The sequence below is a fragment of the Rathayibacter sp. AC182 genome (assembly GCF_979253875.1).
The window spans coordinates 2135657-2154190 of sequence record NZ_CEEDEK010000005.1 but is presented as its reverse complement, the minus strand read 5'-3'; the positions used below and the strand labels follow the sequence as shown (position 1 = coordinate 2154190).

The following is an 18534-nucleotide window of genomic DNA, read 5'->3' as shown; positions in this document are numbered from 1 at the left end:
ACAGGCCCTACCCTGGCCGCATGACGACGCGCACCGCTCTCCTCCTGCACGGCCTCGGCGGCTCCTCCGGCACCTGGTGGCGCGTCGCCGAGGCGCTGGGCAGTGCGGGATGGAGCGTCACCGTCCCGGATCTGCGGGGCACGGCGCAGGAACGCGCGGCGGAGCGTCCGGTCACGACGACTACGCCGACGACGCACTGGCTCTGCGCCCCGACTCCGGCGCGTGGGACCTCGTCGTCGGGCACTCGCTCGGCGGGGCGATCGCCGTGCGCGCCGCCGCCCGCGACGGCGGCTGGGCGACGCGGCTGGCACTGCTGGATCCGGTCCTGCGCCTCGAGGACGGGCAGCGGACCGGGATCCGCGCCGGGGAGCTGGCCGATCTGGAGACCTCGGCCGAGGAGCTGGCCGCGGGGACCCCGCACTGGTCGGAGCGGGACCGGCGGGAGAAGCTGCACGCGGCACGCGCCGCGGATCCGCAGGCCGTCGCCGCGACGATCGACGCGAACGACCCGTGGGATGTGCTCGAGGACGTGCCGCGGCTGAGCGCCCGGGTGCTGGTGCTGGCCGGCGATCCCGGAGTCGTCACGCTGTTCCCGCCCCGGCACGCCGCCGCCGCGCTGCGGGCGAACCCGCTCGTGCGCTACGCGGTGGTGTCCGGAGCCGGCCACAGCCCGCACCGGGATCGGCCGGACGAGACCCTCGCCATGCTGCGCGAGTGGGCCGAGAGCGACGCGACGGCCTAGGACCTGGTGAACACGATCTCGCGTGCTCGCGACGGCGATCTCCTGTTCAGCAGGCTCTCGGCGGGCACCCCTGAGGCGCGGCCGTGGCAGCCGCCGCTCCGTGTTTCGCAGTTGTGAAATCGGCCCCGGAAGGGTGTCCTTCCGCGTCTCCTGAGAATAGCCTCGCCAGAAGCGCCGCCCGTTCACAGGAGTTCGGGAGCGCCGGTCGCCGTTCCCGGCGGCCTCTGTCATCGACGAAGGGACACCCCTGTGGCGAACAGCACCTCAGGAGCACCAGGCGCACGGCGCCGCCGCTCACTCCTCGGCACCAGCGCGATGATCGGAGCAGGCGCGCTCGTCGCCGGCTTCCGCATTCGCACCGACGGCCAGCGCCGTCGAAGCCTCCGACTTCGCCGATGCCGTCACGGTCGACGGCATCATGGAGCACCTCGAGGCGTTCCAGGCGATCGCCGACGCGAACGGCGGCAACCGCGCCATCGGCACCGAAGGCTACGAGCTCAGCGGCCAGTACGTCGAGGCGGTCCTGAAGGCCGCCGGCTACGAGACCGAGCGCCAGGACTTCACGACCACCACCCAGACCATCGACGAGTTCTCGCTCACCACGACCCCCGCGGTCGAGGGCATCCCGATGTCGTTCACGCCCTCCACACCCGAGGGCGGGGTGACCGGCGAGCTCATCCAGCCCGCCGACCCGCTCGGCTGCACGGCGGACGCCTGGGCCGGACTCGACGCGACCGGCAAGGTCGCCCTCGTCAGCCGCGGCACCTGCTCCTTCTCGGAGAAGAGCGCGGCGGCCGGCGCCGCGGGCGCCTCGGCGATCCTGATCTACAACAACGTTCCCGGTGAGGCCCTGAACGGAACGCTCGGCGCTCCGGACGACAGCTACATCCCGTCGGTCGGCATCACCCTCGAGGAGGGGCAGGCGCTCATGCGGCGCTGCCGACGACGGCGACGCTGGTCCTCGAGCAGACGACCACCGACACCGAGACCTTCAACATCATCACCGAGACCGAGGGCGGCGACCACGACAACGTGGTCATGCTCGGCGCGCACCTCGACGGTGTGCCGGAGGGTCCCGGCATCAACGACAACGGCTCCGGATCGGCGACGCTCCTCGAGACCGCCGTCGAGCTCGCCGAGGCCGGCGAGACCACCAACGCCGTGCGCTTCGCCTGGTGGGGCGCCGAGGAGGTCGGCCTGGTCGGCTCCTACGAGTACGTCGACTCCCTGACCCAGGAGGAGGCCGACAAGATCGCGACCTACATGAACTTCGACATGGTCGCCTCGCCGAACTACGTCATCTCGGTCTACGACGCGAACGAGTCGACCTACGAGGCCCCCGTCGAGGTGCCCGCCGGCTCCATCGCCACGGAGAAGGCGTTCACGGACTACTTCGACTCCATCGGCCAGCCGTGGATCGACACCGCGTTCGACGGACGCAGCGACTACGACGGCTTCATCTCGGTCGGCATCCTCCTCGGGTGTCTTCACCGGCGCCGACGACATCAAGACGGAGGAGGAGGCCGCGCTCTTCGGCGGCACCGTCGGCATCCCGCACGACCCGAACTACCACTCGGAGGGCGACGACCTGGCGAACATCAACCAGGAGGCGCTCGGCATCACCTCGAAGGCGATCGCGTACGTGACCGCCTCCTTCGCCGAGGACACCTCGGCGATCGACGAGGAGAAGAACCCGACCCCGCCGTCGCCGACCCCGACGCCGATCACGCTCCCGACGCGGGCCGAGGTGCTGCGACTGCTGACCTCCGGTCTGTCGTACCGCGAGATCGCCGCTGAGCTCGGAGTCACCGGCGACAACGCCGAGCAGTACCTCGACGCCGTCCTCGACGAGGTCGGCATCAGCCGCGCCACCGCGGAGCGCCTGGTGCGCGAGTACCTCGACGACCGCGGACTGCTGACGGGAGCCGCGCTCTAGCGCACGACCGTCTCGTCCAGGAACCCAGGGACGTCGAGACCCCCGCTGCTGCGGGCTCCCTCGACGGACCGGGGTTCCCTCGCGTGGAGGGGGGTCCTCGCGTGAAGGGGGTGCCGCGTCAGGCGCGGCGGGCGCGGCGGGCGCGGTCGAACGCCTCCTCGACGTCCTCCTCCGGATCGGCGAGGAGGCGGAGGGTGGCCAGGGCGTGGATCCGCCGCGGCTCCTCGGCGGACAGCGCGGCCGCCTCAAGGGGGCGGCCGCGGACTCGCCGAGCATCAGCAGGGCGCGGGTGAGGCTCTTCTGCACCGGCCGGTCGCCGTCGCCCAGGTGCTCGGCGAGCTGCCGGGCGAGCGCGGGCCGCTCGTGCTCGGGAGCGAGGCGGGCGGCGGTCCGCCACGCGGCCAGCGCCACCTCGAGGTGCTCGTCGTGCAGCAGCGCGGGAGTGATGGCGGGCCACGCCCTCGCATCGCCCACCTTCGAGAGCGTGTGCAGCGCCTGGCTGCGCGCCTGCGGCACCTCCGACACCAGCTCGGGCAGGAGCAGATCGACCGTGCGCGACGGGTCGTGGCGGATCAGCGCCCAGGTGAGCATCTCGCGCACGCCGAAGTCGGGTTCGACGCGGCAGCGCTCGATCAGGACGGGGATGTACTCGTCGGCCGGGCGGGTGCCCGCGCTCATCGCGGACCGCAGCCTCGAGGAGGCGTCCGAAGCGTGCAGCGCCGCGCGGAGCCTGTCGGCCGGCTGTGTCAGGTCGCTCATGCGGCCATCACACACCACGCCGCCGGGAGGACGGCGAGAGCGCGAGCGGCACCGGGAGCCCGCAAGGGCTTCCCGCGATGCGGCCGTCGGTGTTCACTGGTGCCCATGCGAGCGATCTGGAAAGGCGCGATCACCTTCGGCCTCGTCAACGTGCCGGTGAAGATCTACAGCGCCACCGAGGACCACGACATCGCGCTGCACCAGGTGCACGACCGCGACGGCGGGCGGATCCGGTACCAGCGCAAGTGCGAGGTGTGCGGCGAGGTGGTCTCCTTCGACCACATCGACAAGGCCTACGACGACGGCGAGCACACGGTGGTGCTTACCAAGGACGAGCTGAAGGCGCTGCCCGAGGAGCGCGACCGCGAGATCGACGTGGTGCAGTTCGTGCCGAGCGAGCAGGTCGACCCCATCATGTTCGACCGCGCCTACATCCTCGAGCCCGACTCCTCCTCCCCCAAGGCGTACGTGCTGCTGCGCCGGACGCTCGAGCAGACCGACCGCACGGCGATCGTCGAGTTCGCCCTGCGCCAGAAGACGCGGCTCGCCGCACTGCGCGTGCGCGGCAAGCTGCTGATGCTGCAGACGCTGCTCTGGGCCGACGAGGTGCGCGAGGTCGAGTTCCCCTCCCTCGAGGGCACCACCCGCATCGCCGCCCGCGAGCTCGAGATGTCCTCGCACCTGGTCGACTCCTACTCCGAGGACTTCGACGCGTCCAAGTTCACCGACGCGTACCAGGAGGAGCTGCGGACCCTCATCGACGCGAAGATCGAGCAGGGCGACGCCCTCGACACGGCGGCCACCTTCGGCGAGAAGCCCGAGGCGGAGGGCGGCGGCGAGGTGCTCGACCTGATGGAGGCGCTCAAGCGCTCCGTCGAGCGCAGCCGCGGGGCGAAGGGGCGGCGCCGAAGGACGACGAGGCTCCGAAGCGGAAGCCCGCCGCGAAGAAGGCATCGGCGAAGAAGAGCGTCGCCGAGGAGGCCGAGCCGGAGGCGGAGAAGCCCGCCGCGAAGAAGAAGACGGCCGCGCAGAAGAAGGCTCCCGCGACGAAGACCGCCGCGGAGAAACCTGCGGCGAAGCGCTCGAAGGCCGAGGACGCACCGGCCGAGAAGGCCGCGTCCTGACGGTCGGACGGCTCAGACGAGCTCGTCGACGTCGTCGAGATCGACCGACAGCGAGCTGACCAGCGCGAGGAGCGCCTCGGCGTAGGCGTTCTCGGCGACCTCGTCCTCGAAGACGCGCGTCGCTCCGGCCAGCTCGATCTCGACCGCGTAGCGCACGGGCTCCCCTGCGAGTCGGCGGAGCGAGCGGAACGTGCCGCGCAGGAGCTCGCGGAGCTGGTCCTCCCGCGGCAGCCAGAGCGAGTCGTCGAGCGAGACCGAGTCGAGCGCCCACTCGGTGGTGCCGTTGAAGCCGAGCACGGTGCCGCTGGGGTACTCGTGCGCCTCGATGGTCATGTCGCTCACGGTGAAGACGTCGCCGTCGAACCCCTCCCGCTCGATGCGGAAGCGGTCGCCGGTGACCGGGGACCAGCGCACGCCCGCGGTGCGCAGCGCCCGGGCCAGCTCGAAGGTGATCATGCCCCGATCATGGCCGCCGTTCCCGGACATCAGCCGCGAGCGGGCCGAGGTCGTCCCGATCGCGCGCTCACAGCTCCGCGTCGAGCACGAGCGAGCGCACCCGCAGGTCGGCGCGCCGCGCGTCGTCCTCCAGGCCGTCGACGACGACGGCCGCGCCGACCCACTCCGCTCCGGCGAGCTCGACGAGACGACGGCACGCGGCCGCCTGGGTGCCGGTCTCGATCCAGTCGTCGACGAGCAGCACGCGGTCGCCGGGTCCGAGCAGCGCGCGCCGCACGCGGAACAGGAGCGGATCGTCGCGGTAGTCGAGGGCGATCGCCGACTCCCACCAGTCGGCCGAGTCCTCGACCGGGGCCGACGCCTTGCGCGCCTCGACGAGCCCGACGCCGCGGTGCAGGGCGGTGAGGGCGGCGAGTGGTGTGCCGCGCGTCTGGGGGCCCAGGACGGCGGTGATCTCCTCCTCGGCGAACAGATCGCCGAGCCCCGGACCCAGAGCGGCCAGCAGGACCGGATCGCGCCACCAGCCCGTGACGTCGGAGGACGCGGAATCGCCCGCCCGATCCCGGAGTCGCCGTGCGCGCGGACCAGGCGGCCGCGCAGATCGTGGGGATCGGTCATGGCTCGACCGTAGTGGCGCGGACCGTCGGGTCCGGCACGACCGTGTGTCGGTGGCTGAGTTCACACTCATGAAACACCTGGTTCACGGACCGGGCATCTGAGCTGCATAGCGTGGCTGTTCGTGCCCCTTCGGGGCACGCACACCGCGCCGACGCGAGGCGCGACCGGCCGTCCCTCCCCGGACGGCGACCGAGAGGACAGCCATGAACGACGATCCGGTGCTCGACACCGCCACCCCTTTCCGCCGACGGAGGCGCTCCCTCGCCGTCGCCGCCCGCTCCGCCGCCGCGATCGGCGGTCTCGCCCTCGTCGCCGCTCCGCTCGTCGCGGCGCCCGCCTCGGCCGCGCCGTCCGGTGACGAGCTCGTGATCAGCGAGGTCTTCGCACGCGGAGGCTCCGCCGGCGCGATCTACAGCAACCGCTTCGTCGAGTTGCACAACCCCACCGGGTCCGACATCGCCCTCGGCGGCACTGAGCCTGCAGTACCGCTCGGCCACGGGCACCGCGAACCCCACCACCACCATCGCGCTGCAGGGCACGGTGCCGGCCGGCGGCCACTTCCTGGTGCAGGGCGCGAGCAACGGGACCAACGGCGCCGCACTGCCCGCCCCCGACCAGATCGCGGGCGGCCTCAACCTGGCCGCTGCGGGCGGCACCGTCTTCCTCGTCGAGGGCACCGCCCCGCTCGTCGCTCCGCCCACCGGGGCGTCGCCGCAGCCCGAGGCCGTCCTCGACCTCCTCGGATACGGCACGTCCAACACCTTCGAGACGGCGGCGGCACCGGTGCCGACGCTCACCGAGTCGCTCTCGCGCGCCGACGGCACCGCCGGCGACACCGATGTCAACAGCGCCGACTTCACCGTCGGAGCGGCCACCCCGCGCTCGAGCGGCGGCGGCACCGCGCCGACCCCCGGCCCGACGACCGCTCCCACGACCCCGCCGACGACCCCGCCCGCTCCCGCCGAGAGGGCGACCATCGCCGAGATCCAGGGCACCGGAGCCGCGTCGCCGCTCGTCGGCCGCACCGTCGTGACCACGGGTGTCGTCACCGCCCGCTACCCCTCCGGCGGCTACAACGGCTACGTCATCCAGACCCCGGGCACGGGCGGGAGCACGACGGGCCGCACCGCCTCCGACGCGGTCTTCGTCTACTCCTCCGCCTCGGTCGGCTCCGTCGCGATCGGCGACCACCTCGAGATCACCGGCGCCGTGAGCGAGTTCAACGGCCTCACCGAGCTCACCCCCACCTCCGCCGCGACCGTCGTGCGCCTCGCGGCACCGGCTGCGCCGGTCGTCCCGGCCGCCGTCGAGCTGCCGCGCACGGCGGCGGAGCGCGAGGTGCTCGAGAGCATGCTGATCGCCCCGCAGGGTCCGTTCACCGTGACCGACACCTTCGATCTGAACAGCTTCGGCTCGATCGGCCTCGCCGCCGGCACCTCGCCGCTGCTCACCCCGACCGAGGTCGCGCGTCCGGGCTCCCCCGAGCTCGCGGCGGTCGTCGCCGACAACGCGGCCCGCGCGATCGTGCTCGACGACGGAGCCTCGATCAACTTCCTCGGCTCGGCCGCCAACAAGGCGATCCCGCTGCCCTACCTGACCCCCGCCGAGCCGATCCGCGTCGGAGCCCCCGCGACCTTCACCGGTCCGGTCGTGCTCGACTACCGCAACAACGGCTGGTCCTTCCAGCCGACCACGCAGCTGACCGTCGAGAACGCCGCGACGGTGCAGCCGGCCGAGTTCGCCGACACGCGCACCGCCGCGCCGGAGGACGTGGGCGGCGACGTCGCGATCGCCTCCTTCAACGTGCTGAACTACTTCTCGACCACCGGCGACTCCGTCGCGGGCTGCACCTTCTACACCGACCGCGACGGCGACCCCGTCACGGTGAACAGCGGCTGCGACGCCCGCGGTGCCGCGAACGCCGACGACCTCAAGCGGCAGCAGGCCAAGATCGTCACGGCGATCAACTCGCTCGGCGCCGGCGTCGTCTCGCTCGAGGAGATCGAGAACTCCGCCAAGTTCGGCAAGCCGCGCGACGAGGCCCTCGCCACGCTGACCGCGGCCCTCAACGCGGCCGCAGGCTCGGAGGTCTGGGCCTACGTCGCCTCGCCCGCCGCGCTGCCCGCGCTGGCGGACGAGGACGTCATCCGCACCGCCTTCATCTACAAGAAGGCCGTGATCGAGCCCGTCGGCGAGTCGGTCATCCTGAACGACACCACCGCGTTCTCGAACGCGCGCAAGCCGCTCGCCCAGGAGTTCCGCCTGATCGGCGTCGCCGAGAGCGAGTTCGTGGCGATCGTGAACCACTTCAAGTCCAAGGGCTCCGGCTCGGGCGCCGACGCCGACCAGGGCGACGGCCAGGGCGCTTCGAACGCCTCCCGCGTCGCTCAGGCCACCGCGCTCGTCGCGTTCGCCGACCGTCTGCAGGCCGAGAAGGCCACCGAGCTCGTCTACCTGCTCGGCGACTTCAACGCCTACTCGCAGGAGGACCCGATCCGGGTCATCACCGACGCGGGCTACCTCGACCAGGGTGCGAAGGACGGCGGGGAGTACTCCTACTCCTTCGACGGCGCGGTCGGCTCGCTCGACCACGTCTTCGCCTCGCCGGCAGCCGACGCGATCGTCACCGGCGTCGACACCTGGAACATCAACAGCGGCGAGTCCGTGGCGCTGGAGTACAGCCGCTACGACTACAACGCGACGATTTTCTACGACACGTCGGCCTTCCGCTCGAGCGACCACGACCCGGTGATCGTCGGTCTCGACCTCCCCGAGGCCCCGACCACGAGCATCGACGTCGCGACCAGCGCCGAGACGGGTGCCCGTGGGCCCTTCGCGACGGTCACCGTCACCGCGGTGAACAACGGTCCGGAGGAGGTCGCCGTCGTCGTCTCGACCGACTACGGCACGAAGTCCACCAAGAAGTTGAAGCCCGGTCGCGAGTTCAGCGTCACCTTCAACACGCACGAGCGCTCGATCGACGCGGGAGTCGCGACCATCGACGTCACCTCGCGCGACGGGTCCACGCGCAGCTACGAGGAGGCGTACCCCGCTTCCTGAGTGGGCCTCCCTGAGAAGGGCAGGAGCCGCACCGCCTAGAGTGCGGCTCGTGCCCGAGGGAGACAGCGTCCACCGTCTCGCCGCCCGGCTCCGTCGGGCGGCGGACGGCCGCCTGGTGGAGGACGGGGAGCTCCGATCGGGAGACGCCGCCGGAACCGCCCTCGCCGGCCTGCGGATCCTCCGCCACGAGACCCACGGCAAGCACCTGCTGACCCGCCTCGACGAGGGCTGGACCCTGCACACCCATCTGCGGATGCAGGGCTCCTGGACCGTCACCGCTCCCGGCCGCGCGATCCCCCGGCGGGTGCAGCCCGACGTGCGCGTCCGCCTCCGCCTCGACGACGGCACGACACTCTGGGGACTCGAGCTGCCGGTGGTCGAGCTGCTGCCCGATCGCGACCTCGCGACGGCGATCGGGCACCTCGGTCCCGATCCGCTCCGCGACGACTGGGACGCCCAGGAGGCGGTCGCCCGTCTCTCGCGCGATCCCGACCGCCCCGTCGTCGCCGCGCTGCTGGATCAGCGGAACCTCGCGGGCCTGGGCAACCTCTGGGTGAACGAGGTCTGCTTCCTCCGCGGCCTCTGGCCCTGGCGCCCGATCGGCTCCCTCGACGTGCGCGCCCTCGTCGCGACGTCGGCTCGAGCCCTGCGGGCCTCCGTCACGATCCCCGGCATGTTCCAGACCACGACCGGCGACACCCGGCAGGGAGAGCGGCACTGGGTGGTGGGCCGCGCGGGCCGGCCGTGCCTGCGCTGCGGCACCACCGTGCTCGTGCGCGCCGAGGTCCGCGACGATCCGGAGCGGCGCCGCACCTGGTGGTGCCCGCACTGCCAGCCGGAGGCGTCCCGACCCGGCGGCTCACGGGACGGGGCCTACCCGACTCCTCGGAGCGCGGCATAAGCTCGAGGAATCGGGCGCTGCGGAGCATCGCCCTGCGCAATGACAGGCGACTCGTCGAGGAGGAACCGTGTACGACCCCGCTCTCCTCCGGACCTTCCTCGCGGTGGCCGAGACGCGCGGGTTCACCCGCGCCGCGGCGCAGCTCGGGATCAGCCAGCCGACGGTGAGCCAGCACGTGCGCCGACTCGAGGAGGCGGCGGACCGCATCCTCGTGCTGCGCGACACCCGCGAGGTCGAGCTGACCGACAACGGAGTGGCCATGGCCGGCTTCGCACGGACGATCCTCGCCGCGCACGCCGCGGCCGAGAACTACTTCAGCGGCACCGCCATGCAGGGCCGGCTGCGCTTCGGATCGGCGGACGACCTCGCGATCACGCAGCTGCCCCGGATCCTCCGCCACTTCCGCCAGCTCCACCCGCAGGTGAAGCTCGAGCTGACCGTCGACCAGAGCGGGCCGCTGCGCCGCCGACTCGACGCGGGGCACCTCGACCTCGTGTTCGTGAAGACCGCACCGGGATCCACGGACGGCCGCCTCGTCCGCCGGGACGCCATGGTCTGGGTCGCGCACGAGAACACCGTCCTCGAGCACGACGAGACGGTGCCGCTCATCGCCTACCGGGGTCCGAGCGTGTCGCGGCAGATCGCGATCGACGCGCTCGAGGCCGCGGGCCGCACCTGGCGCATCACCTGCAACACGCGGGAGGTGAACGGCGTACTCGCGGCGGTCCGCGCCGGCATCGGCATCGCCGTCTTCCCGCGCTCGCTGATCCCCGGCGATCTGGTGACCGTCAGCGACCGGTTCGGCCTGCCCGAGCTCGAGGACATCGAGTTCCGGCTCCTGGAGAGCGCGTCCGCCGCGCGCGAACCGGTGGAGGCGCTGACGACGGCCATCATGGAGCGCACCCACGTCTAGGGCCTGGTGGACAAGAGATCGCCGTCGCGAGCACGGCCTGGTCGTGCGAGCTGCAAGGAGGAAGCCGAAGGTCGATGCGGGCATCGACCGAGGATTCCGACGCCGCAGATCGTGCGATCAGGCCGAGCGGAGCACGCGAGATCGTGTTCACCAGGTCCTAGGGCCTGATGCGGCACTCCGTGCTCGTGCGTAGTCTGGACACGACGGAGGGGGCCGGATGAGCGACGAGTGGGGATCCCCGGATCCTGCAGCACGACGGGACGCGACGGGGGCCGCCGTCGAACCGGCCTCGGGATCGGCCGCCGCCGTCCCCGAGGCGGCGCGGGTCGAGGACGCCGACCGGGCGCTGGCTGTGCGCGAGATCAAGCGCCGACGCGACTTCGCCGGCACGGTGGGCGGCTGGGCGAGCGTCTCGGCCATCACCACGACCGTCTGGATCGCAGGCGGCGCCGACGGCTACTTCTGGCCGATCTGGCCGATGCTGGGCATCGGGATCGGAGTCGTGGCGCAGGCCGCCGCGATCTGGGGGCCGATGAAGAAGGAGATCACCGAGGACGACATCGCCGCCGAGATGCGCAAGCGGGAACTCCGCGGCCGCTGACCGACGATCGCCGGACAGCCTGGGCGTCCCTCCGGGAGCGGCTGCTAGGGTGCAGACCGAGCGCTCCGACAGCCCGACGGCGGCGCTCACGGCACAGCGTTGCGCGCCGGACCTGCGGCGTGCCGCCTCCGGCACCGCCCACTGACGGTTTGGACACCCTTGGCCGACTCCACTCGCCTCCCGCCCGACGACGCCGACCACTCGGCCGACGCGACCCCGTTCGACGGGAGCTTCCACGAGCTCCCTCCGCGCAGGCCCAGCCGCCGCGCCGTGATCCTCGGCGCCGTCGGCACCGGCCTCGGCATCGCCGCGCTCGGCGGTGCCGGCTACGCCGCATTCCGCGCCTTCGCGCCCGACACCGTGCGCGTCCCGGGCGACCCGGACGCCGAGGCCCGCGAGCTCGACCTGCTCGCCGGCGTGCCCGAGCCCGTCGCCTCCTTCGGCCCCAACGGCACGCACTGGCCCTCGCTCACCCCGTGGATCACGGGCGACGTCGACCTCGAGGTCGAGGTCGAGTGCTCGTGGGCCGCGATCAGCGAGGCCATCACGAGCGCCGTGTCCGAGGTCGGCCCGTCCGACACGGTGCGGATCCTCGTCGCGCCGGGCGAGCTGCCGGGAGGCGGCGCCGGCTCGAGCTCCTCGCCGATGATGCAGGACGTGGGGTCGCTGGAGCGCGAGAACCGCATCCTGGTCTACCCGCGCGACGGCTTCGGCACGGTCACCACCGCGAACTCGTGGCGGCTGCTGCGCGTGAACGGAGTGGCCCTCGGCGGCATCGTCACGAACGGCGCGTTCCTCGCGAGCGGCTGCAGCGGCTCCGCCTTCGCTCGCATCACGACGAACGCCTACAACGTCTACGGGGTCGACGGGGTCGAGTTCACCGAGAACGTCGAGCTCGTCGAGGTCGTGGTCCCGGACGCGCAGCTGCGCGACGAGGACGTCTCGAGCATGCGCACGCCGACCCAGGGCGCCGGCGGCCTGCGCTTCATCTACCGCATCGGCTGCTGGACCGCTCCCGCCTACAAGGAGAAGGGCTCGAACGCGCACACCGACACCGTGCAGTTCTCGGGTCAGGGCGGCAACTACTACGGCGAGATCACGAGCATCGACTGCATCGACTTCGCCTCGAGCAACACCGCCTTCCAGATCGGCTCCGCCTCGGGCGTGCGCTACGAGCACTGCCTCGTCGTGGGCGCCGACGTGGTCAAGCGCGTCTTCCCGCTGCCCGACGCGGCCGACACCGAGGGCGGCTTCGGCGCCTCGAACGGCCCGGGCACCGAGTTCGGCTGCTCCGCGGTCGACAGCACGTTCATCGGGCCGATGGGCGCCGCGACCTGGGCGTCGGTGACGAACTCGGTCGCCGGCTACGAGACCACCGGCGCCGCTCCCGAGGAGGGCGAGTGGACCATCGATCCCTCGATCCTCGAGTGGACCGCCGACGACGTGCACGAGCGCAGCCCTCAGGTCACCGCCGAGTACCTCGCGCAGATCTGGGCCTGAGCGCTCGTCCGAGCGCCGCGTCCAGGCGTGAGCGCCGAGTGACTCAGCCCGCGTGCCGGCCGCGGCGCGCGGGCCGGGCGAGCGCGACGAGCGCCGCGGGCACGCTGAAGAGCGGGTCCGTCGGGATCCGGGCGAGCAGCGACCTGATCGCGAGCGAGAGCGCGACGATCGCCGCCGTGACGGCGAGCGGGTAGGCGAGCTCGGCCAGCGGGTTCCGGAGGAGCTCCACGAGCCCGGTGCTCGCGGGCTCCGCGACCAGGGACAGCAGTCCGAGCAGCGGAACCTGCAGGAGGTAGATCGGCAGCGTGCGCCGTCCGATCGCCGATCCGAGCCGCGCGGCCGGCTCCCAGCGGCACAGGAGGCGCTGCGCACGCGATCGCCAGCGGGATCGCGCTCGCGCTCGCGACGAAGCCGAGGACGTCCTCGGCGCGCCCCTGGACCACGCGTCCTCCGACGACCGCGACGGCGAAGACGCCCAGCGGTGCGAGCAGGGCGATCGGGCGCGGCTGGGAGAACCAGCGCAGCCGCTCCGCTCCCAGCACGCCGAGCGCGAAGAAGACGAAGTTCGCCAGCAGGGCGTCGCCGAAGAGGATCACGCGCAGATCCGCCGCCACGAACCACGCCGCGGCGCCCAGCAGCAGGATCCCCCACCACGGCACGCGCAGCGCCCGCAGCAGCACGAACACCACGGGGTAGACCGCCAGCGCGTAGAGGAACCAGAGCGTGGTCGTCGGCAGCACCGCCTGCAGCGCGAACTGCTGCAGGGTGTCGATCGAGTGGGGGAAGCCGGGGCGGGCCAGCACCGCGAAGAAGACGCCGTAGAGCACCACCCAGACGACGTAGAGGTAGCCGTTCGAGACCAGGCGCAGCCGTGCCGTGCCGCCGCGCCAGCCTCGCAGGAGCCCGCGGGAGGCGAGCAGCCCCGACAGCGCGAACAGGATCGGCATGCGGATCCGGCCGAGCGACCCGCCGACCTGGTCCCAGAGCCCGCTCACCGCGGAGCGGCCGTCGACCAGCAGGTCGTGGTTCCAGATCAGGACGTGGAAGAGGACCACCGCGAGGACGCCGAGCCCGCGCGTCGTGTCGACCCATGCGAGCCGCTCGCGGGCGGTCGCGCTCGCTCCCGTCCCCCCTGTCACCCTCCCGAGTATGCGGGAGTCGGGCCGCTGAGCAGGCATCGACGGGCTCAGGTTACTGTCCCCCGTCCAGGCGTCCTACGGCCGTGACCCGCACGACCGCGGCGCCGGCCTCGTCCGACTCGGCGAGGTCGACCCTCGCCGAGATCCCCCAGTCGTGATCGCCCGCGGGGTCGTCCAGGATCTGGCGGACCCGCCACTCGGTCGGCGTCTGCTCGACGAGCAGCATCGCCGGTCCGCGGGCGTCGGGCCCCGCGCCGATCGTGTCGTGCTCGTCGTAGTAGTCGTCCAGGGCCTCGCCCCAGGCGTCGGAGTCGAACCCGGCCGCCGCGTCGAGCTCGCCGAGCGCCTCGTGGTCGTCGAGCGCCGCGAGGGTGACCCGGCGGAACATCTCGTTGCGCACGAGCACGCGGAAGGCGCGCTGGTTCGCCGTGAGGCGGCGCGGCGCAGGCGGCACGATCGCCTGGTCGGCATCGTGCAGAGCGGGGTTCACCAGCTCCTCCCACTCGTCGACGAGCGAGGAGTCGACCTGGCGGACCAGCTCGCCCAGCCACTCGATCAGGTCGTGCAGCTCCTCGTTCTTGATCTCGTCCGGGATCGTCTGGCGGGCCGCGCGGAACGCGTCCGACAGGTAGCGCAGGACGAGACCCTCCGATCGCGAGAGCTTGTAGAACGCGGTGTACTCGCCGAACGACATCGCCCGCTCGTACATGTCGCGCACGACCGACTTCGGCGACAGCTCGAAGTCGCGCACCCAGGGCTGCGCCGCCGTGTAGGTCGCGAACGTCGCGTCGAGCAGCTCCTCGAGCGGCTTGGGGTGGGTGACCGACTCGAGCAGCTCCATCCGCTCCTCGTACTCGATCCCCTCCGCCTTCATCGCGGCCACCGCGTCGCCGCGCGCCTGGAACTGCTGGGCACCGAGGATCTGCCGCGGATCGTCGAGCGTCGACTCGAGCACCGAGATCACGTCGAGTGCGAAGGTGGGCGACTCGGGGTCGAGCACGTCGAACACCGCCAGGGCGAACGGCGAGAGCGGCTGATTGAGCGCGAAGTTGGGCTGCAGATCGACGGTCAGCCGGATGCGCACCACGCCGTCCGCACCGACGCTCTGCTCGACCACGCCCGCCTCGCGCAGCGTCCGGTAGATGCCCAGCGCGCGCCGGGCCAGCTGGAGCTGCCGCTTCCACGGCTCGTGGTTGTCGAAGATCAGCGCGTGCACGTTCGCGAAGGCGTCGCCGCCACGGGCGATCACGTTCAGCAGCATCGCCGAGGTGATCGTCATGTGCGAGGTGAGCGTCTCGGGCTCCGCGTCGACGAGCTTGCGGAAGCTGGGCTCGCCCCAGCTCACGAAGCCCTGCGGCGCCCGCTTCGCGACCCACTTCCTGCGCTTCTTGGGGTCGTCGCCCATCTTGTCGAGCGCCTTGCGGTTCTCGGACTCGTGCTCGGGCGCCTGGACGACCACGGTGCCCGCGGTGTCGTAGCCGGCGCGGCCGGCTCGGCCCGCGATCTGGTGGAACTCGCGCGCCGAGAGCTGGCGCATCCGGGTGCCGTCGTACTTGGTCAGCGCGGTCAGCAGGACCGTGCGGATCGGGACGTTGATCCCGACGCCGAGGGTGTCGGTGCCGCAGATCACCCTGAGCATGCCCTGCTGGGCGAGCTGCTCGACGAGGCGGCGGTACTTGGGCAGCATGCCGGCGTGGTGCACGCCGATGCCCAGCCGCAGCAGCCGCGAGAGCGTCTTGCCGAACGCGGTGGTGAAGCGGAAGCCGCCGATCACCTCGGCGATGCGGTCGCGGTGCTCGCGGCTGGCGATGTTCGCGCTGGTGAGCGCCTGCGCGCGCTCGAGGGCGGCGGCCTGCGAGAAGTGCACGACGTAGACCGGCGACTGGTTCGTCGCGAGCAGCTCCTCGATCGAATCGTGGATCGGCGCGATCTCGTAGAAGTAGTGCAGCGGCACCGGACGCTCGACGCCGGTCACCCGCGCCGTCTCGCGTCCCGTCCGCCGGGTGAGGTCCGCGGCGAGCGCCGTCACGTCGCCCAGCGTCGCCGACATCAGCACGAACTGCACATGGGGAAGCGTGAGGAGCGGGACCTGCCAGGCCCAGCCGCGCGAGGGGTCGGCGTAGAAGTGGAACTCGTCCATCACGACCTGGTCGACGTCGGTCTCGGGCCCGTGGCGCAGCGCGAGGTTGGCGAGGATCTCGGCCGTGCAGCAGATGATCGGGGCGTCGGAGTTGACGGAGGAGTCGCCCGTGACCATGCCGACGTTCGCGGCCCCGAAGACGTCGACGAGGGCGAAGAACTTCTCGGACACGAGCGCCTTGATCGGCGCCGTGTAGTAGCTGCGCTTCCCGGCGGCGAGCGCCGCGGCGTGCGCGCCGATCGCGACCAGCGACTTGCCGGTGCCGGTCGGGGTCGACAGGATCAGGTTCGCTCCGGAGGCGATCTCGAGCATCGACTCGTCCTGCGCGGGGTAGAGCGGCAGCCCCCGCGCCTCGGCCCACTCCGTGAACGCCAGGTAGACGGCGTCGTCGTCCACGCGCCCGTCGGCGTCGGGCGTCGGCATCCGTTCGAGAAGCGTCGGGTTCATCCGTCCATCCTCCCAGGCCGCACCGTCGCCCCGGGTGGATGCGGGATGCGCGTCGGCGGTGCGGGCTAGGCTCCCCGGATGCGCGCCGCGATCCCCGCTCCCCGACTCGATCCCCTCCGCCTCGACGCCCTCGCCGAGGGGTTCGCCGGTGATCTCGGCGCCCGCGAGCACGCCGAGGGCCTGCGCTTCGACGGGGTCGACCTCACGGGCGCCGACCTCACCGCCGTCTCGATCAGCGAATGCGTGCTCTCCGCCGCCGTTCTCTCAGGAGCTCAGCTGCGCGCGGCCTCCGTCGTCGAGTCGCGCGTCGAGCGGATCGACGTGCCCGGCCTCTCCGCGGCCCGCAGCCGGTGGCGCTCGGTCGAGCTGCTCGGCTCGAGGCTCGGCTCGGCCGAGCTCTACGAGAGCACCCTCGAGCAGGTGCGGATCGCCGACTGCAAGCTCGGCTACGTCAACCTGCGCGGAGCCGCGCTCCGCGACGTCCTGCTCGAGCGCTGCACGATCGACGAGCTCGACCTGGGAGGGGCGACCGGTGCCCGGGTCCGCCTCGTCGACTGCGACGTCCGCTCCCTCGAGCTCGGCGGAGCCCGCCTCGAGCACCTCGATCTGCGCGGCGCCGAGCTGCACGTGCTCGGCGGGCTCGACGGCCTGCGCGGAGCGGCGCTGACCGAGCTGCAGCTGAGCCTGATGCTGCCGCTGTTCGCCCAGCACTTCGGCGTGCAGGTGCTGGGCTGAGGGTCAGCGGCTCCTGACGAGCCTCGTGAGAGCCCGCCGCCCGAGGAGGAACGCACCGAGCACCAGCGCGGTGACGATCACGAAGCTCCACTGCACGCCCTGCTGCGAGACGATGCGCAGCAGGAGTCCGACGACGACCGCGCCCGCCCAGACGATCAGCCCGGTGGGCACGATCCGGTCGGGAGCGCGCCACGAGCGCGCGAGCGCCCAGCCCGCGAGCAGTCCCGCGAGGAACGGCCAGAAGGTGGTCAGGAAGCCCAGCAGCTCCGCGCCCTCCTCGTGGCTGCGACGGCCGATCAGGACGAACACCGCGACGAGGAGGACGTCGAGCGCGAGGGCGACCGCGACTCTCACGCCGGTTCCGTCACGAAGTCGATCAGCTGCTCCACCCGTCCCAGCAGCGCGGGCTCCAGGTCGCGGAACGTGGTGACCTTCGACAGGATCCGCTGCCAGGCGCGCGCGATGTCGGCCTGCTCCTCGTGCGGCCAACCGAGCGCCGCGCAGATGCCGTGCTTCCACTCGATCGAGCGCGGGATCTCGGGCCAGCGCTCGAGTCCGACGCGGTCGGGCTTCACCGCCTGCCAGATGTCGATGTAGGGATGGCCGACGACCAGGACGTGCTCGCCGTGCGGGCCGGCGGCGACGGTGTCGGCGATGCGCGACTCCTTCGACCCCGGACGAGGTGGTCGACGAGCACTCTCGATGCGGCGGCCGGGGCCGGGGCGGAACGCTCGGACCAGCTCGTCGAGGTGGTCCACACCCTCGATGTACTCGACGACGACGCCCTCGACGCGCAGGTCGTGACCCCACACCTTCTCGACGAGCTCGGCGTCGTGCCGGCCCTCGACGTAGATGCGGCTGGGCAGCGCGACACGGGCCTTGGCGTCGGCGACGTGGAACGACCCGGAGGCGGACCGCGCCCGTCCGAGGTTCGCGTCGCGCTTGAGGCCCGGCGCCTTGAGCGAGACCGGCTTGCCGTCGATCAGGAACCCGGGACCGATCGGGAACACGCGGACCTTGCCGAACCGGTCCTCCAACCGCACCATCCGCATCTCGACGCCGAGCACGGCACCCACGAATCCGGAGGCGACCTCCTCGACCACGAGGTCGCGCACGGCCTCGACGACCGCCACCTCGACCTTGTGCTTCGCCCGCCAGTCCCCGGCGAGCACGTCCTGCCCGTACCTGTCGTCCATCCGACCGAGGGTAGCCGCCGCACGCCGCGCGCCCCGCTGCGCCGCACCCGTCCCGGCAGATCGGGCAGCCCCTCCACCTGCTGATCGAGCAGCCCGCGCAGCGGGCGTCTCCCTCGTTGATCGAGTAGCCCGCGCAGCGGGCGTATCGAGATCCACCTCCACCAGCCGTCCGCGCTCCCCTGATCCGGGCCGACTCGACCGCGGGCGACACGGAGACCGCCCTTCTGGGGACGTGGGTCTCGATACGCCCGTCCGGGGCTACTCGAC

18 protein-coding genes and 3 pseudogenes are annotated in these 18534 nt (G+C 72.2%); 12 read left to right on the top strand and 9 right to left on the bottom strand.

Annotated elements, in window-relative coordinates:
* Positions 1-20 precede the first annotated feature (20 nt).
* A pseudogene (locus AC0CII_RS23395) lies at positions 21-110 on the top strand (alpha/beta fold hydrolase); the annotation flags it as partial.
* Positions 110-742, top strand: a complete 633-nt coding sequence (locus AC0CII_RS23390; protein ID WP_465231072.1) for an alpha/beta fold hydrolase — start codon at positions 110-112, stop codon at positions 740-742. The pseudogene AC0CII_RS23395 and the gene AC0CII_RS23390, both read left to right, overlap by 1 nt.
* Positions 743-1036: 294 nt before the next feature.
* Here AC0CII_RS23390 and AC0CII_RS23385 read toward each other — a convergent pair whose 3' ends face one another.
* The gene (locus AC0CII_RS23385; RefSeq protein WP_465230752.1) at positions 1037-1162 is read right to left on the bottom strand and encodes a hypothetical protein; all 126 of its coding nucleotides are present in this window, start codon (positions 1160-1162) and stop codon (positions 1037-1039) included.
* On the opposite strand from AC0CII_RS23385, the pseudogene AC0CII_RS23380 reads away from it, so the two are divergent.
* The 3 genes and pseudogenes from AC0CII_RS23380 to AC0CII_RS23370 all read left to right on the top strand — a co-directional run.
* Positions 1161-1658, top strand: a pseudogene (locus AC0CII_RS23380) (PA domain-containing protein); the annotation flags it as partial. The gene AC0CII_RS23385 and the pseudogene AC0CII_RS23380 sit on opposite strands and share 2 nt — an antisense overlap.
* Before the next feature lie 122 nt (positions 1659-1780).
* The gene (locus AC0CII_RS23375; RefSeq protein WP_465230751.1) at positions 1781-2539 is read left to right on the top strand and encodes a M20/M25/M40 family metallo-hydrolase; all 759 of its coding nucleotides are present in this window, start codon (positions 1781-1783) and stop codon (positions 2537-2539) included.
* Entirely contained in the window at positions 2490-2678 is a 189-nt protein-coding gene (locus tag AC0CII_RS23370; RefSeq protein ID WP_465230750.1) for a hypothetical protein, read from the top strand. The genes AC0CII_RS23375 and AC0CII_RS23370 overlap by 50 nt, the downstream gene beginning before the upstream one ends.
* A gap of 118 nt (positions 2679-2796) precedes the next feature.
* Here AC0CII_RS23370 and AC0CII_RS23365 read toward each other — a convergent pair whose 3' ends face one another.
* Together AC0CII_RS23365 and AC0CII_RS23360 are read right to left on the bottom strand one after the other, a co-directional pair.
* The gene (locus tag AC0CII_RS23365) at positions 2797-3135 is read right to left on the bottom strand and encodes a hypothetical protein (RefSeq protein ID WP_465230749.1); all 339 of its coding nucleotides are present in this window, start codon (positions 3133-3135) and stop codon (positions 2797-2799) included.
* Positions 3135-3269, bottom strand: a pseudogene (locus tag AC0CII_RS23360) (HEAT repeat domain-containing protein); the annotation flags it as partial. The gene AC0CII_RS23365 and the pseudogene AC0CII_RS23360, both read right to left, overlap by 1 nt.
* Before the next feature lie 273 nt (positions 3270-3542).
* On the opposite strand from AC0CII_RS23360, the gene ku reads away from it, so the two are divergent.
* Complete coding sequence (gene ku / locus AC0CII_RS23355) at positions 3543-4646, top strand: non-homologous end joining protein Ku (RefSeq protein ID WP_465230748.1); 1104 nt, start codon at positions 3543-3545, stop codon at positions 4644-4646.
* Here ku and AC0CII_RS23350 read toward each other — a convergent pair.
* The gene (locus AC0CII_RS23350; protein ID WP_207403493.1) at positions 4574-5017 is read right to left on the bottom strand and encodes a pilus assembly protein CpaE; all 444 of its coding nucleotides are present in this window, start codon (positions 5015-5017) and stop codon (positions 4574-4576) included. The two genes, ku and AC0CII_RS23350, sit on opposite strands and share 73 nt — an antisense overlap.
* Positions 5018-5084: 67 nt before the next feature.
* Entirely contained in the window at positions 5085-5705 is a 621-nt protein-coding gene (locus AC0CII_RS23345; RefSeq protein ID WP_465230747.1) for a phosphoribosyltransferase family protein, read from the bottom strand.
* Positions 5706-6175: 470 nt separating this feature from the next.
* On the opposite strand from AC0CII_RS23345, the gene AC0CII_RS23340 reads away from it, so the two are divergent.
* The 5 genes from AC0CII_RS23340 (at position 6176) to AC0CII_RS23320 (ending at position 12610) form a co-directional block, all read left to right on the top strand.
* Entirely contained in the window at positions 6176-8695 is a 2520-nt protein-coding gene (locus AC0CII_RS23340) for an ExeM/NucH family extracellular endonuclease (RefSeq protein ID WP_465230746.1), read from the top strand.
* Between the two features lie 49 nt (positions 8696-8744).
* Positions 8745-9596 carry an Fpg/Nei family DNA glycosylase gene (locus AC0CII_RS23335; RefSeq protein ID WP_207403496.1) on the top strand — a complete coding sequence of 284 codons (852 nt, stop codon included), beginning with the start codon at positions 8745-8747 and terminating at the stop codon, positions 9594-9596.
* A gap of 67 nt (positions 9597-9663) precedes the next feature.
* Positions 9664-10509, top strand: a complete 846-nt coding sequence (locus AC0CII_RS23330) for a LysR substrate-binding domain-containing protein (protein ID WP_207403497.1) — start codon at positions 9664-9666, stop codon at positions 10507-10509.
* A gap of 217 nt (positions 10510-10726) precedes the next feature.
* Positions 10727-11110 carry a 2TM domain-containing protein gene (locus AC0CII_RS23325; RefSeq protein WP_207403498.1) on the top strand — a complete coding sequence of 128 codons (384 nt, stop codon included), beginning with the start codon at positions 10727-10729 and terminating at the stop codon, positions 11108-11110.
* Between the two features lie 159 nt (positions 11111-11269).
* Entirely contained in the window at positions 11270-12610 is a 1341-nt protein-coding gene (locus AC0CII_RS23320) for a hypothetical protein (protein WP_465230745.1), read from the top strand.
* Here AC0CII_RS23320 and AC0CII_RS23315 read toward each other — a convergent pair.
* Both AC0CII_RS23315 and AC0CII_RS23310 read right to left on the bottom strand, forming a co-directional pair.
* Positions 12571-13749 (bottom strand): acyltransferase family protein, encoded by a 1179-nt coding sequence (locus AC0CII_RS23315; RefSeq protein WP_465230744.1) that lies wholly within the window; start codon positions 13747-13749, stop codon positions 12571-12573. The genes AC0CII_RS23320 and AC0CII_RS23315 overlap by 40 nt on opposite strands.
* Positions 13750-13801: 52 nt before the next feature.
* On the bottom strand, positions 13802-16336 hold the full coding sequence (locus AC0CII_RS23310) for a DEAD/DEAH box helicase (RefSeq protein WP_465226299.1): 2535 nt from the start codon (positions 16334-16336) through the stop codon (positions 13802-13804).
* Between the two features lie 78 nt (positions 16337-16414).
* Here AC0CII_RS23310 and AC0CII_RS23305 point away from each other — a divergent pair, with 78 nt between their 5' ends.
* Entirely contained in the window at positions 16415-17071 is a 657-nt protein-coding gene (locus tag AC0CII_RS23305; protein ID WP_465226300.1) for a pentapeptide repeat-containing protein, read from the top strand.
* A 3-nt stretch (positions 17072-17074) separates the two neighbouring features.
* On the opposite strand, the gene AC0CII_RS23300 is transcribed toward AC0CII_RS23305, so the two are convergent.
* Positions 17075-17425, bottom strand: a complete 351-nt coding sequence (locus AC0CII_RS23300; RefSeq protein ID WP_207403503.1) for a DUF3054 domain-containing protein — start codon at positions 17423-17425, stop codon at positions 17075-17077.
* Entirely contained in the window at positions 17422-18267 is an 846-nt protein-coding gene (locus AC0CII_RS23295) for a DUF3097 domain-containing protein (RefSeq protein ID WP_465230743.1), read from the bottom strand. The genes AC0CII_RS23300 and AC0CII_RS23295 overlap by 4 nt, the downstream gene beginning before the upstream one ends.
* Between the last annotated feature and the right edge of the window lie 267 nt (positions 18268-18534).

Excerpts from the sequence above, each read along its gene's own strand:
- AC0CII_RS23390 (WP_465231072.1), top strand. The coding sequence starts at position 110 with ATGGAGCGTCACCGTCCCGGATCTGCGGGGCACGGCGCAGGAACGCGC.
- AC0CII_RS23385 (WP_465230752.1), bottom strand. The coding sequence starts at position 1,162 with ATGATGCCGTCGACCGTGACGGCATCGGCGAAGTCGGAGGCTTCGACG.
- AC0CII_RS23375 (WP_465230751.1), top strand. The coding sequence starts at position 1,781 with ATGCTCGGCGCGCACCTCGACGGTGTGCCGGAGGGTCCCGGCATCAAC.
- ku (WP_465230748.1), top strand. The coding sequence starts at position 3,543 with ATGCGAGCGATCTGGAAAGGCGCGATCACCTTCGGCCTCGTCAACGTG.
- AC0CII_RS23350 (WP_207403493.1), bottom strand. The coding sequence starts at position 5,017 with ATGATCACCTTCGAGCTGGCCCGGGCGCTGCGCACCGCGGGCGTGCGC.
- AC0CII_RS23345 (WP_465230747.1), bottom strand. The coding sequence starts at position 5,705 with ATGAGTGTGAACTCAGCCACCGACACACGGTCGTGCCGGACCCGACGG.
- AC0CII_RS23325 (WP_207403498.1), top strand. The coding sequence starts at position 10,727 with ATGAGCGACGAGTGGGGATCCCCGGATCCTGCAGCACGACGGGACGCG.
- AC0CII_RS23310 (WP_465226299.1), bottom strand. The coding sequence starts at position 16,336 with ATGAACCCGACGCTTCTCGAACGGATGCCGACGCCCGACGCCGACGGG.
- AC0CII_RS23305 (WP_465226300.1), top strand. The coding sequence starts at position 16,415 with ATGCGCGCCGCGATCCCCGCTCCCCGACTCGATCCCCTCCGCCTCGAC.
- AC0CII_RS23295 (WP_465230743.1), bottom strand. The coding sequence starts at position 18,267 with ATGGACGACAGGTACGGGCAGGACGTGCTCGCCGGGGACTGGCGGGCG.